Origin of the sequence: Pseudomonas sp. NPDC090592 (assembly GCF_044769185.1) — a bacterium.
Lineage (GTDB): Bacteria > Pseudomonadota > Gammaproteobacteria > Pseudomonadales > Pseudomonadaceae > Aquipseudomonas.
On record NZ_JBIVXJ010000015.1, the window covers coordinates 109,609 to 121,690 of the forward strand.

A 12,082-nucleotide genomic window follows, 5' to 3' on the forward strand; every position below is an offset into this window, starting at 1 on the left:
TTCCATGATTTCCATTCTGCGACGCGGCCTGCTGGTTCTGCTGGCAGCCTTCCCCCTGCTGACCATGGCTGCGCAGACGCCGCATGATGTGGTACAGAGCACCACCACCGAGCTGCTCGGTGAGCTCAAGGCCAACAAGGAGCAGTACAAGGCCAACCCGCAAGCGTTCTACGACACCCTGGACCGCATCCTCGGGCCGGTGGTCGATGCCGACGGTATTTCCAAAAGCATCATGACCGTCAAGTACTCGCGCAAGGCCACGCCCGAGCAGATGCAGCGCTTCCAGGAAAACTTCAAGCGCAGCCTGTTCCAGTTCTACGGTAATGCCCTGCTGGAGTACAACAACCAGGGTATCGTCGTTGACCCGGCCAAGGCCGATGACGGCAAGCGCGCTACCGTAGGCATGAAGGTCACCGGCAACAATGGTGCCGTATACCCGGTCCAGTACACCCTGGAAAACCTGGGCGGCGGGTGGAAGGTGCGTAACGTCATCGTCAACGGCATCAACATTGGCAAGCTGTTCCGTGACCAGTTCGCCGATGCCATGCAGCGCAATGGCAACGACCTGGACAAGACCATCGCCGGCTGGGCCGGTGAAGTGGCCAAGGCCAAGCAGGCTGCCGACAACTCCCCGGAGAAGACCGTCAAATGAGTGAGGCCGCTGTAAGCATGGCCGAGCCGGGCGTACTGCGCCTGGCTGGCGTGCTGGATTACCGCAGCGGGCCGGTCCTGCGCAAGCAGGGCAAGGCGCTGATTGTGGCCTGCCGCGAGGCGCAGCTGGTGCTCGATTGCTCGGCGGTGCAACATTCCACCAGTGTCGGCCTGTCGCTGCTGCTGGCATTCATGCGCGATGCCCAGGCCGCCGGTAAAGGCTGCCAGGTGCGCAGCATGCCCGACGACATGCGGGAAATTGCCGGGGTCTATGACCTTGACGAAGTGCTGGCTCCATGATGGCCAGGCACGGATGATGGCCCCTCGGTCAGCGAAGCCCTCGTTGGGCTTCGCAGGCGAGGGGCTTTTTTGTATGATGGCCGACCCGTGCGCATCGGGCGCCGATTGAGGTTGAGCATGCAGGCCGTAGAAGTTAAAAGCTTCCTTGAAGAAAAATTGCCCGGTTCCCGGGTTGAAGTTGAAGGCGAAGGCTGCAACTTCCAGTTGAACGTGATCAGCGACGAGTTGGCTGGCTTGAGCCCGGTCAAACGCCAGCAGGCGATCTATGCTCACCTGAATCCCTGGATCGCCAATGGCAGCATCCATGCGGTAACCATGAAATTTTTCAGCAGCGCAGCCTGGGCTGAGCGCACCTGAGCCAACTTGGCGGCGAGACTCCAATGGACAAACTGATTATTACTGGCGGCGCTCGCCTTGACGGCGAGATCCGCATTTCGGGCGCGAAGAACGCAGCCCTGCCGATTCTGGCGGCGACCCTGCTGGCTGACGGCCCGGTCACCGTGGGCAACCTGCCGCACCTGCACGACATCACTACCATGATCGAGCTGTTCGGCCGCATGGGCATCGAGCCTGTGATCGACGAAAAGCTGGCGGTGGAAATCGACCCACGTACCATCAAGACCCTGGTCGCGCCCTACGAGCTGGTCAAGACCATGCGCGCCTCGATCCTGGTGCTGGGGCCGATGGTCGCCCGTTTCGGTGAGGCCGAAGTGGCCCTGCCTGGCGGTTGCGCCATTGGTTCGCGCCCGGTCGACCTGCACATCCGTGGCCTCGAGGCCATGGGTGCGAAGATCGAAGTGGAAGGCGGCTACATCAAGGCCAAGGCGCCTGAGGGTGGGCTGCGCGGTGCGCACTTCTTCTTCGACACCGTCAGCGTGACCGGTACCGAGAACATCATGATGGCCGCTGCCCTGGCCAAAGGCCGCAGCGTGCTGCAGAACGCCGCGCGCGAGCCGGAGGTGGTCGACCTGGCCAACTTCATCAACGCCATGGGCGGCAAGGTTGAAGGCGCTGGCACCGACACCATCACCATCGATGGCGTCGAGCGCCTGCACTCGGCCACGTACCGCGTGATGCCGGACCGCATCGAGACCGGTACTTACCTGGTCGCTGCTGCCGTGACCGGTGGCCGCGTCAAGGTCAAGGACACCGACCCGACCATCCTTGAAGCGGTACTGGAAAAACTCAAGGAGTCCGGCGCCGACATCAACACCGGTGAAGACTGGATCGAGCTGGACATGCACGGCAAGCGGCCGAAAGCCGTCAACCTGCGTACCGCCCCGTACCCGGCGTTCCCGACCGACATGCAGGCGCAGTTCATCTCGCTCAACGCCATTGCCGAAGGCACTGGCGCGGTGATCGAGACCATCTTCGAAAACCGCTTCATGCACGTTTACGAAATGCACCGCATGGGCGCGCAGATCCAGGTCGAAGGCAACACCGCCATCGTCACTGGCGTCAAGGCGCTGAAAGGCGCCCCGGTCATGGCCACCGACCTGCGTGCTTCCGCCAGCCTGGTGCTGTCGGCGCTGGTGGCCGAAGGCGATACCCTGATCGATCGCATCTACCACATCGACCGTGGTTACGAGTGCATCGAAGAAAAACTGCAGATGCTCGGCGCAAAAATCCGCCGCGTACCGGGCTAATCGCCCGCTGGCACACGGACGTGCCATTCGAATTGAATGCGGTCGGGCGCTAGAGGCCCGGCCGGCAGTAGCCGCTTAAGGACCGACGTTCCAATGTTGACCATCGCGCTTTCCAAAGGCCGTATTCTCGACGATACCCTGCCATTGCTGGCAGAGGCCGGCATCGTGCCGACCGAGAACCCGGACAAGAGCCGCAAGCTGATCATCCCTACCACGCAGGACGACGTGCGCCTGCTGATCGTGCGTGCCACCGACGTGCCGACCTATGTCGAGCATGGTGCCGCCGACCTGGGTGTGGCCGGCAAGGACGTGCTGATGGAGTACGGCGGCCAGGGCCTGTACGAGCCTCTGGACCTGCAGATCGCCCAGTGCAAGCTGATGACCGCGGGTGCGGTTGGCGCAGCCGAGCCCAAGGGCCGCCTGCGCGTGGCCACCAAGTTCGTCAACGTAGCCAAGCGCTACTACGCCGAGCAGGGCCGCCAGGTCGACATCATCAAGCTGTACGGCTCGATGGAGCTGGCACCGCTGATCAACCTCGCCGACAAGATCATCGACGTGGTCGACACCGGCAATACCCTGCGTGCCAACGGCCTGGAGCCCCAGGAACTGATCGCCACGATCAGCTCGCGCCTGGTGGTCAACAAGGCCTCCATGAAAATGCAGCACGCCCGTATCCAGAGCCTGATCGACACGCTGCGTCAAGCGGTCGAATCTCGACACCGCGGTTGATTCCTGTGCGCGACCTTCGCTGTCGCGCCCGTCTATCCGCGTCATAGCCACTTTTCTCGGGTGCCCGCGCGGATGGACTGGTAGCCTAGGGCGCCTGAGCATTCGCTAATAATCGAGGCCCCGCCATGACCGTGTCCACTGCAATTGCCCGTCTCAACGCTGCTGATCCGGATTTCGCCCGACATCTGGATCATCTGCTGAGCTGGGAAAGTGTGTCCGATGACGCGGTCAACCAGCGCGTGCTCGACATCATCAAGGCCGTGCGCGAGCGCGGTGATGCGGCGCTGGTGGAATTCACCCAGCGTTTCGATGGTGTCGATGCCAAGTCGATTGATGACCTGATCCTCAATCGCGAGCGCCTGGAGCTGGCGCTGACCCGTATCACTCCGACCCAGCGCGAAGCCCTGGAAAAAGCCGCCAACCGTGTGCGTATTTACCACGAGCGGCAGAAGCAGGACTCCTGGCAGTACACTGAAGCCGATGGCACCGTATTGGGTCAGAAAGTTACCCCGCTGGACCGTGCCGGGCTGTATGTGCCGGGCGGCAAGGCATCGTACCCGTCTTCGGTCCTGATGAACGCCATCCCGGCCAAGGTTGCCGGCGTGACTGAAGTGGTGATGGTAGTACCGACCCCGCGTGGTGAGGTCAACGAGCTGGTGCTGGCTGCCGCCTGCATTGCCGGTGTCGACCGCGTGTTCACCGTCGGCGGAGCACAGGCCGTTGCTGCACTGGCCTACGGTACTGAAAGCGTGCCGCAGGTGGACAAGATCGTCGGCCCAGGCAACATCTACGTCGCCACCGCCAAGCGCCACGTGTTCGGCCAGGTCGGTATCGACATGATCGCCGGCCCGTCGGAAATCCTTGTGGTGTGCGACGGCCAGACCGACCCGGACTGGATCGCCATGGACCTGTTCTCCCAGGCCGAGCACGACGAAGACGCCCAGGCCATCCTGGTCAGCCCGGATGCGGCATTCCTTGACCGTGTTGCCGCCAGCATCGACAAGCTGCTGCCAACCATGGAGCGCGCCGAGATCATCGAGAAGTCGATCAACGGCCGTGGGGCGCTGATTCAGGTGCGTGACATGCAACAGGCCATGGACGTGGCCAACCGTATCGCACCCGAGCACCTGGAGTTGTCGGTGGCCGACCCGCAAGCCTGGCTGCCGCACATCCGCCACGCCGGGGCGATCTTCATGGGCCGCCACACCAGTGAAGCGCTTGGCGATTACTGCGCAGGCCCCAATCACGTGTTGCCGACCTCCGGTACTGCGCGTTTCTCGTCGCCGCTGGGGGTGTATGACTTCCAGAAACGTTCGTCGATCATTTTCTGCTCCGAGCAGGGTGCCTCCGAGTTGGGCCACACCGCATCGGTCCTGGCCCGTGGCGAGTCGCTGACTGCCCACGCCCGTAGCGCTGAATACCGTATCCTGACCCAAGAGAAGGGGAACTGAGCATGAGTCGATTCTGGAGCCCTTTCGTCAAGGACCTGGTGCCTTACGTGCCGGGCGAGCAGCCCAAGCTGGCCCGCCTGGTCAAGCTCAACACCAACGAAAACCCTTATGGGCCGTCGCCCAAGGCGCTGGAGGCCATGCGCGGCGAGCTGAACGACAACCTGCGCCTGTACCCGGACCCCAACGGCGACCGGCTGAAGCAGGCGGTTGCCGACTATTACGGTGTGACGGCGGCGCAAGTGTTTGTAGGCAATGGCTCGGACGAAGTGCTGGCGCACATCTTCCACGGCCTGTTCCAGCACGGTGGTCCGCTGCTGTTCCCGGATGTGAGCTACAGCTTCTACCCGGTGTACTGCGGCCTGTACGGTATCCCCTTCGAACAGGTGGCGCTGGACGAGCAGTTCCAGATCCGCATTGAGGACTACAACAAGCCCAATGCCGGCATCATCTTCCCCAACCCCAACGCGCCAACGGGCTGCCTGATGCCGCTGCAGGCGGTGGAGCAGTTGCTGCAGGCCAACCGTGACTCGGTGGTGGTGGTCGATGAGGCCTACATCGACTTTGGTGGCGAAACAGCCATCAGCCTGGTGGACCGCTACGACAATTTACTGGTTACCCAGACCCTGTCGAAGTCGCGCTCGCTGGCTGGCTTGCGGGTTGGCCTGGCGGTAGGGCACCCGGACCTGATCGAGGCACTGGAACGGATCAAGAACAGCTTCAACTCCTACCCGCTGGACCGTGCGGCGATCGTTGGCGCGGCGGTGGCGTTCGAAGACCGCGAGTACTTCGAGCAAACCTGCCGCAAGGTGATCGAGAGCCGCGAAGTGTTGGTCGGGCAGCTGGAGACCAAGGGCTTTGAGGTACTGCCGTCGGCGGCCAACTTCATCTTCGCCCGCCACCCGCAGCAGGATGCCGCAGAGCTGGCGGCCCGCCTGCGCGAGCAGGGGGTGATCGTGCGCCACTTCAAGCAGGCGCGTATCGCTCAGTTCCTGCGTATCACCATCGGCACCCCAGAGATGAATCAGGCGCTGCTGGATGCGTTGAACTGAAGGTATCCTGGAAACAGTCCCGCTCCCACAGATACCGCGTTAACTCGAAGCCAGCGCAGTCGCTGTGGGAGCGGGCATGCCCGCGAAACAGGCTACGCGGTGGATGGCACCGGCTTTGCCGGTGTTCGCGGGCGCGCCCGCTCCCACAGGGATTGCGCAAGCTTTCAGATCTTGAACAAGACAGTTACCCCCACAGGTGGAGTGTCAGCCTACGAGAAATGAGCGCAGCAGTTGCTGTTTCCGGCCTTAATAGCTGCGTTCTTCAATGACAAATGCCTTGGCCGCCGGCCGGTTACGCACCGCTGCCGGCGTACCATCAAGCACCAGCACATAGTCATTTTGCTGCCCCATGCCCTCCGGATCAGTCCATTTGCCGTCTCTGGCCGCAACCTGGGCAACCACGTGCCCATTCTTGATAATCGTCAGGTAGCCGTTGGCATTGCTGTTCCAGCGCAGCCGCCCTTTATTCTCATCGGCCCGTGCCTTGCGCACGCCGGTATCGCCCAGTAAAGGGGTGCCGTCCAATAGCCATTCTGGTTGTAGCTTGAGGCCCATGTGGCGTAGCAACGTGGGCGCTACCGATGTTTGTGCGGGTAGCCCGTACAGGTTGTTTGGCCCTGGCATTTCCACAGGAGTGCTCAGGTCGGTCAGCTCCTGATTCAGCGGCTTGTTGCTGGCGATGAAGATGCTCTTCTCCTGCTCGGAAACGCTGCCATGGCCTTTGCCCCAATAGTCTCGGCCGTGGTCGGTGCTGACAATTACCAGCCAGTCTTCGTTCGGGAACAGGCGATGTCGCTGCTCTACCTTGTCCAGCAATCGCCCGATCTGGCTGTCGGCATGGCGCAATGCTTGCTGATAGCTGTCGCCGAACCCCTTGTCATGGCCAACCTCGTCAGGTTCGCCCAGTTGAATGAACGTGAAGTCAGCGGGCGTGTTGTCCAGAACCTTCAAGGTTCGTTCGATCACCTGTTCATCCGATAAGCCACTTTCGCGTACATCGGCGCCATGCGCGTCCTCCAGTAGCAAGGCGGTGTTGATGAGGGGCCAGTTGACGATGCTGGAGAGGTAGGCATTGGGCAAGGCCGAGCGTAGCCGCTTGAACAGGCTCGGAAACGCCGGGTTCAGGCGTTGCGAGTCGGCGTCCGTGTCAACGCCATGCTTGTTGCTCCACACGCCGGTCAGCAAGGTGGCCCAACCGGGACCGCTCAAGGTGGGTTGCTCGCTGGCTTTACCATTGATCCCCCCAGCGTAGGCCTTGCCGTAGTACAGCCGTTGTTTCAGGTTGGTGGCGTCACCCAGCTGCAGGTATTGCTGCAATTGCACACCGTCGAGCCCGATAAACAAGGCTTTGGGCCGGCTCGGGCTCCGGGCTGGGTCGCAACCCGGCAGCATGGTCAGAAATAGCAGTAACAGCAGGCTCACCAGTCGCATGTAGGTACGTCCTTGAAAGTACGCCACGAGCGTTGCAACAAAGGGTTTTGTTCACAACTGGCAGAAATACCAGGTGGTTTGCGGGGATGTCCGGCATCCAGTAAGCTGTGCGAATTCATCGGATGATTGGTTGAGTAGCATGAGTACCGAGTTGACCAAGCGTTCCCTGGTCGAACTGGCGGTGGAGCGTATGCGCGAGCGCATCGTGCTGGGTGACTGGCAAGTCGGCCAGCGTTTACCCACCGAGCCAGAGCTGGCCCTGCAACTGGGCATCAGCCGCAACACCGTGCGCGAGGCCATGCGTGTACTGGCTTTCAGCGGCCTGGTGGAAATACGCCAGGGCGACGGCAGCTACCTGCGCACGGCTCAGGACCCATTGCAGGCGGTACAGGCGATGTCCCGCTGCACCCCCGAGCAGGCCCGGGAAACCCGGCACATCCTCGAGGCCGAGGCCATCGGCTTGGCCGCGTTGCGCCGCACGGAGACCGACCTGCAAGCGCTGCGTGATGCATTGGCCGGCAGTGCCGGGCACTTTCACGGCGATGTCGATGCCTATGTAGCGTGTGACCTGGTCTTTCACCAGCGGCTGGTCGATGCTGCGCACAACCCGGCATTAAGCGAGCTGTACCGGTACTTTTCCGGTGTGGTGGCTGCCGCCCTGCAGCACAACATGGCAACCGTGCCCCGTTGCCAGGCCACGTTCGATCTGCATGGGCAGATCCTCGACGCCATCGAGCAACGTGATGCGGAGCGGGCCAAGTGCCTGAGCCGTACCCTCATTGAATCCTGACCCCGAGAAGGCCATGGCTGAATCCATCACCCGTAGAACTCCGCCGAACGAGCGGGACCTCGATGAACTGCTGATCGACGCCGAAGCTGACGACGAACAGGTTCAGCAACAGCCTGTGGTTTTGCGCCGGCCCTGGCTGTTGCTGCTTGGCCTGGTGCTGGTTGCATTGAACCTGCGCCCTGCGCTGTCGAGCATGGCGCCGGTGCTGGGGCAGGTGTCCGAGGGCCTGGGGCTGAGTGCCTCGCAAGCCGGCCTGCTGACCACGTTGCCAGTGTTGTGCCTGGGCCTGTTCGCCCCGCTGGCACCCTTGCTGGCGCGACGCTTCGGCAGCGAACGGGTAATCCTGGGTATTCTCGTCACGCTGGCGCTGGGCATTGTGGTGCGCAGTAGCCTGGGGGTAATCGGGGTGTTTCTCGGCAGCCTGGTGGCCGGGGCCAGCATCGGCATTATCGGCGTGCTGTTGCCGGGTATCGTCAAGCGCGACTTCCCGAAGCACGCAGGGACGTTGACCGGTGTGTACACGATGGCCTTGTGCCTGGGCGCGGCCATGGCTGCGGGTGCCACCGTACCGTTGACCCAACATTTTGAGGGCAGTTGGGCGTTGGGGCTGGGCTTCTGGATGCTGCCGGCCCTGCTGGCCATGCTGGTGTGGCTGCCGCAAGCCCGGCAGGGGCATGGCCTGCACAAGGTGGCCTACCGCGTGCGTGGCCTTTGGCGTGACCCGCTGGCCTGGCAGGTAACCCTGTACATGGGCTTGCAGTCATCGCTGGCTTACATCGTGTTCGGTTGGTTGCCATCGATCCTGATCGGCCGCGGCCTGAGCCCGACCGAGGCGGGGCTGGTGTTGTCGGGGTCGGTGATCGTGCAGTTGGTCAGCTCGCTCAGTGCACCCTGGCTGGCCACCCGCGGCAAGGACCAGCGGCTGGCGATTGTGCTGGTCATGCTGATTACCCTGGCAGGCCTGTTCGGTTGCCTGTATGCACCGATTTCGGGGCTGTGGGGCTGGGCAGTGGTCTTGGGCCTGGGGCAGGGTGGCACCTTTGCCCTGGCGCTGACCTTGATCGTGTTGCGCTCGAAAGACTCCCATGTGGCGGCAAACCTGTCGAGCATGGCTCAGGGCGTGGGCTATACCCTGGCGTCGATGGGGCCGTTTGCGGTGGGGCTGGTACATGACATGACCGGTGGCTGGGCTGCGCTGGGGTGGATTTTTGCCGTGCTGGGGGTGGGTGCCATCGTGTTCGGGTTAGGTGCCGGACGGGCGTTGCATGTGCAGGTGACCAGCGAAAAAGTCTGAGGCATGTATTTGCAGTACCGGCCTCTTCGCGGGCACGCCCGCTCCCACAGGGATCACCACACATTCACAGTTTGTGCGTTCCCTGTGGGAGCGGGCGTGCCCGCGAAGAGGCCGGTACTGGCATATACATTCGGGGCAGATTATCGTGCTGCTTTCGACCCAGGACGGACCAGCCCCCATGAGCGACGCCAACCGCGATCTGATCACGCGCTTTTACCAGGCCTTCCAGCGCCTGGACGCCGAGGCGATGATCGCCTGCTACAGCGACGATATCGTTTTCAGTGACCCGGTTTTCGGCACCCTGCGCGGCAGGGATGCGGGCGACATGTGGCGCATGCTCACTTCTCGCGCCAAAAACTTTACTCTGACCTTCGACAGCGTCCGCGCCGATGAGCGTGGCGGCGGCGCGCACTGGGTGGCGACTTACCTGTTCAGCCAGACCGGCCGTGTTGTGGTCAACGACATCCAGGCGCGCTTTGTCATTCGCGATGGGCTGATCTGCCAGCACGACGACACCTTCGACCTGTGGCGCTGGTCGCGGCAGGCGTTGGGTGCGCCAGGCGTGCTGCTCGGCTGGTCGCCACTGGTGCAGAACAAGGTACGGCTGCAGGCATTCAAGGGTTTGCGCGCATTCCAGCAGGCCCAAGGTGAGTGAAGCTGTCGAATCTGTCGTTGGCAAACCGTGGTATGTGTACCTGGTAAGGGCGGCCAATGGTTCGTTGTATTGCGGCATCAGCGATGACCCGCAACGGCGCTTTGCCGCCCACCAGAAGGGGCAGGGTGCGCGCTATTTCAAGACCAGCCCGGCCCAGGCGCTGGTTTATGTAGAACAATGGCCGGACAAGGGCGAAGCGTTGCGCCAGGAACGCTTGGTAAAACGGCTGCGCAAGTCGGCGAAAGAAGCGTTGGTGGCGTCTTACCTGATCGGCTCGGCTTGAGATTGCCGGGGCCGCCTTGCGGCCCATCGCGACACAAGGTCGCTCCTACAGGAGATCGCGATACCTGTAGGAGCGGCCTTGTGTCGCGAAAGGGGCGCGAAGCGCCCCCCCCTGGCCATCAGTCCTTGCGCCGCTTCAGCTGATCCACCAGCGTTGTCGGCAGCCCCTTGATGATCAGGGTGCCCGCCACCTCGTCATACTCCACCTTGTCGCCCAGCAAGTGCGCCTCGAAGCTGATCGACAGCCCCTCGGCACGCCCGGTGAAGCGGCGGAACTGGTTGAGGGTGCGCTTGTCTGCGGGAATTTCCGGCGACAGGCCGTAGTCCTTGTTGCGAATGTGGTCGTAGAACGCCTTGGGCCGGTCCTCGTCGATCAGGCTGGACAGCTCTTCCAGGGTCACAGGCTCACCCATCTTGGTCTGGCTGGTGGCATAGTCGACCAGGGTCTGGGTCTTTTCGCGGGCGGACTCTTCCGGCAGGTCTTCGCTCTCGACGAAGTCACTGAAGGCCTTGAGCAGGGTGCGGGTTTCGCCTGGGCCGTCGACACCTTCCTGGCAGCCGATGAAGTCACGGAAATAGTCCGAAACCTTCTTGCCGTTCTTGCCTTTGATGAAGGAGATGTACTGCTTGGAGTTCTGGTTGTTCTTCCACTCCGACAGGTTGATGCGCGCCGCCAGGTGCAACTGGCCGAGGTCGAGGTGGCGCGAAGGCGTCACATCGAGCTCGGCGTTCACCGCCACGCCTTCGCTGTGGTGCAGCAGGGCAATCGCCAGGTATTCGGTCATGCCTTGCTGGTAGTGGGCAAACAGGGTGTGGCCGCCGGTGGACAGGTTGGACTCTTCCATCAGCTTTTGCAGGTGCTCCACCGCCATGCGGCTGAAGGCGGTAAAGTCCTTTTCCTCGTCCAGGTACTGCTTCAACCAGCCACTCAGCGGGTAGGCACCAGACTCACCGTGGAAAAACCCCCAGGCCTTGCCTTGCTTGGCGTTGTAACTGTCATTCAGGTCTGCCAGCAGGTTTTCGATGGCGTCGGAAGCGGCCAGCTCCGCGTCGCGGGCGTGCAGTACAGCGGGGCTGCCATCGGGCTTTTTGTCGATCAGGTGAACGATGCAATGACGGATTGGCATGGGATTCTCGGCGAGCTGCAAAAGTCGTCAAGTTTACCCTAGACACAAGGTGATGCAGTGGCCGTATGTTGGCGGATATGTCGGTTGTTCGTTTTTTGTTCAGTTTTCTGCGTTTTAGGCTAAAACCCCCGAAAAACCTGCATTAAATCGAAGTGCGCAGCGGATATTTATGCATTCCTGTGGTAGCTTTGCGCGGTCTTGTGCCCCGCGTGTGGCGCATTGCTGGCAGCGTGCTGTCGTCGTGTCGAACCAAACGCCGATTTACGTATCTACATACGCGATTGGCGCGGCCCTCCACTTTCAGGGGCTGGCCCGATAACGTCGTAGTTCGCTGCATAACCATCGAATTTGATAGGGAAGGAACATCACCATGGCATTGACCAAAGACCAACTGATTGCCGACATCGCCGAATCGATCGCCGCGCCAAAAGCCACCGCCAAGAACGCTCTGGAGCAACTGGGCCAGATCGTTGCCGACCAGCTGGAAAACGGCGCTGAAATCACTCTGCCAGGCATCGGCAAGCTGAAAGTCTCCGAGCGTCCTGCCCGTACCGGCCGCAACCCTTCGACTGGCGCTGCCATCGAAATCGCTGCCAAGAAAGTCGTCAAGTTCGTTCCAGCCAAAGTGCTGACCGACGCCGTCAACAAGTAATTGTTGACGCTTTGACGAAACCGCG

Annotated in this window: 14 protein-coding genes; 12 read left to right on the forward strand and 2 right to left on the reverse strand. The window is 62.0% G+C overall.

What is annotated here, in order from left to right; translation table 11 throughout:
- Nucleotides 1-4 precede the first annotated feature (4 nt).
- The 7 genes from ACIQUI_RS15710 (at nt 5) to hisC (ending at nt 5,826) form a co-directional block, all read left to right on the forward strand.
- Nucleotides 5-652, forward strand: a complete 648-nt coding sequence (locus ACIQUI_RS15710) for a phospholipid-binding protein MlaC (RefSeq protein WP_403200093.1) — start codon at nt 5-7, stop codon at nt 650-652.
- Nucleotides 649-951: a lipid asymmetry maintenance protein MlaB gene (locus tag ACIQUI_RS15715; RefSeq protein ID WP_403200096.1), complete on the forward strand. Its 303-nt coding sequence runs from the start codon at nt 649-651 to the stop codon at nt 949-951. Before ACIQUI_RS15710 ends, ACIQUI_RS15715 begins: the two co-directional genes overlap by 4 nt.
- A gap of 117 nt (nt 952-1,068) precedes the next feature.
- Entirely contained in the window at nt 1,069-1,308 is a 240-nt protein-coding gene (locus ACIQUI_RS15720; protein WP_003255121.1) for a BolA family protein, read from the forward strand.
- Nucleotides 1,309-1,331: 23 nt separating this feature from the next.
- Entirely contained in the window at nt 1,332-2,597 is a 1,266-nt protein-coding gene (gene murA / locus ACIQUI_RS15725; RefSeq protein ID WP_391124633.1) for a UDP-N-acetylglucosamine 1-carboxyvinyltransferase, read from the forward strand.
- A 93-nt stretch (nt 2,598-2,690) separates the two neighbouring features.
- Nucleotides 2,691-3,326, forward strand: a complete 636-nt coding sequence (gene hisG, locus ACIQUI_RS15730; protein ID WP_403200099.1) for an ATP phosphoribosyltransferase — start codon at nt 2,691-2,693, stop codon at nt 3,324-3,326.
- Between the two features lie 125 nt (nt 3,327-3,451).
- Nucleotides 3,452-4,777 carry a histidinol dehydrogenase gene (gene hisD, locus ACIQUI_RS15735; protein WP_403200101.1) on the forward strand — a complete coding sequence of 442 codons (1,326 nt, stop codon included), beginning with the start codon at nt 3,452-3,454 and terminating at the stop codon, nt 4,775-4,777.
- Nucleotides 4,778-4,779: 2 nt separating this feature from the next.
- Nucleotides 4,780-5,826: a histidinol-phosphate transaminase gene (gene hisC / locus ACIQUI_RS15740; protein ID WP_403200104.1), complete on the forward strand. Its 1,047-nt coding sequence runs from the start codon at nt 4,780-4,782 to the stop codon at nt 5,824-5,826.
- A 246-nt stretch (nt 5,827-6,072) separates the two neighbouring features.
- On the opposite strand, the gene ACIQUI_RS15745 is transcribed toward hisC, so the two are convergent.
- Nucleotides 6,073-7,257, reverse strand: coding sequence for an alkaline phosphatase family protein (locus ACIQUI_RS15745; RefSeq protein ID WP_403200106.1), 1,185 nt, complete (start codon nt 7,255-7,257; stop codon nt 6,073-6,075).
- A gap of 139 nt (nt 7,258-7,396) precedes the next feature.
- Here ACIQUI_RS15745 and ACIQUI_RS15750 point away from each other — a divergent pair, with 139 nt between their 5' ends.
- The 4 genes from ACIQUI_RS15750 to ACIQUI_RS15765 all read left to right on the forward strand — a co-directional run bounded on the left by ACIQUI_RS15750 (nt 7,397) and on the right by ACIQUI_RS15765 (nt 10,279).
- On the forward strand, nt 7,397-8,047 hold the full coding sequence (locus ACIQUI_RS15750) for a FadR/GntR family transcriptional regulator (protein ID WP_403200109.1): 651 nt from the start codon (nt 7,397-7,399) through the stop codon (nt 8,045-8,047).
- Nucleotides 8,048-8,060: 13 nt separating this feature from the next.
- Nucleotides 8,061-9,341 carry a CynX/NimT family MFS transporter gene (locus ACIQUI_RS15755; RefSeq protein WP_403200111.1) on the forward strand — a complete coding sequence of 427 codons (1,281 nt, stop codon included), beginning with the start codon at nt 8,061-8,063 and terminating at the stop codon, nt 9,339-9,341.
- A 178-nt stretch (nt 9,342-9,519) separates the two neighbouring features.
- Nucleotides 9,520-9,996, forward strand: coding sequence for a nuclear transport factor 2 family protein (locus tag ACIQUI_RS15760; protein WP_403200114.1), 477 nt, complete (start codon nt 9,520-9,522; stop codon nt 9,994-9,996).
- Complete coding sequence (locus ACIQUI_RS15765) at nt 9,989-10,279, forward strand: GIY-YIG nuclease family protein (protein ID WP_403200116.1); 291 nt, start codon at nt 9,989-9,991, stop codon at nt 10,277-10,279. Before ACIQUI_RS15760 ends, ACIQUI_RS15765 begins: the two co-directional genes overlap by 8 nt.
- Nucleotides 10,280-10,397: 118 nt before the next feature.
- Here ACIQUI_RS15765 and yejK read toward each other — a convergent pair whose 3' ends face one another.
- The gene (yejK, locus tag ACIQUI_RS15770) at nt 10,398-11,405 is read right to left on the reverse strand and encodes a nucleoid-associated protein YejK (protein ID WP_403200119.1); all 1,008 of its coding nucleotides are present in this window, start codon (nt 11,403-11,405) and stop codon (nt 10,398-10,400) included.
- A 370-nt stretch (nt 11,406-11,775) separates the two neighbouring features.
- Here yejK and ACIQUI_RS15775 point away from each other — a divergent pair, with 370 nt between their 5' ends.
- Nucleotides 11,776-12,057 carry an HU family DNA-binding protein gene (locus ACIQUI_RS15775; protein ID WP_229608855.1) on the forward strand — a complete coding sequence of 94 codons (282 nt, stop codon included), beginning with the start codon at nt 11,776-11,778 and terminating at the stop codon, nt 12,055-12,057.
- The last annotated feature ends 25 nt before the right edge of the window (nt 12,058-12,082 follow it).

What these genes read in the sequence shown, in the direction of transcription:
- ACIQUI_RS15775 (WP_229608855.1), top strand. Translation starts at nt 11,776, where the DNA reads ATGGCATTGACCAAAGACCAACTGATTGCCGACATCGCCGAATCGATC.
- ACIQUI_RS15750 (WP_403200109.1), top strand. Translation starts at nt 7,397, where the DNA reads ATGAGTACCGAGTTGACCAAGCGTTCCCTGGTCGAACTGGCGGTGGAG.
- ACIQUI_RS15720 (WP_003255121.1), top strand. Translation starts at nt 1,069, where the DNA reads ATGCAGGCCGTAGAAGTTAAAAGCTTCCTTGAAGAAAAATTGCCCGGT.
- ACIQUI_RS15715 (WP_403200096.1), top strand. Translation starts at nt 649, where the DNA reads ATGAGTGAGGCCGCTGTAAGCATGGCCGAGCCGGGCGTACTGCGCCTG.
- ACIQUI_RS15745 (WP_403200106.1), bottom strand. Translation starts at nt 7,257, where the DNA reads ATGCGACTGGTGAGCCTGCTGTTACTGCTATTTCTGACCATGCTGCCG.
- ACIQUI_RS15755 (WP_403200111.1), top strand. Translation starts at nt 8,061, where the DNA reads ATGGCTGAATCCATCACCCGTAGAACTCCGCCGAACGAGCGGGACCTC.
- yejK (WP_403200119.1), bottom strand. Translation starts at nt 11,405, where the DNA reads ATGCCAATCCGTCATTGCATCGTTCACCTGATCGACAAAAAGCCCGAT.
- hisG (WP_403200099.1), top strand. Translation starts at nt 2,691, where the DNA reads ATGTTGACCATCGCGCTTTCCAAAGGCCGTATTCTCGACGATACCCTG.
- ACIQUI_RS15710 (WP_403200093.1), top strand. Translation starts at nt 5, where the DNA reads ATGATTTCCATTCTGCGACGCGGCCTGCTGGTTCTGCTGGCAGCCTTC.
- hisD (WP_403200101.1), top strand. Translation starts at nt 3,452, where the DNA reads ATGACCGTGTCCACTGCAATTGCCCGTCTCAACGCTGCTGATCCGGAT.
- murA (WP_391124633.1), top strand. Translation starts at nt 1,332, where the DNA reads ATGGACAAACTGATTATTACTGGCGGCGCTCGCCTTGACGGCGAGATC.
- hisC (WP_403200104.1), top strand. Translation starts at nt 4,780, where the DNA reads ATGAGTCGATTCTGGAGCCCTTTCGTCAAGGACCTGGTGCCTTACGTG.
- ACIQUI_RS15760 (WP_403200114.1), top strand. Translation starts at nt 9,520, where the DNA reads ATGAGCGACGCCAACCGCGATCTGATCACGCGCTTTTACCAGGCCTTC.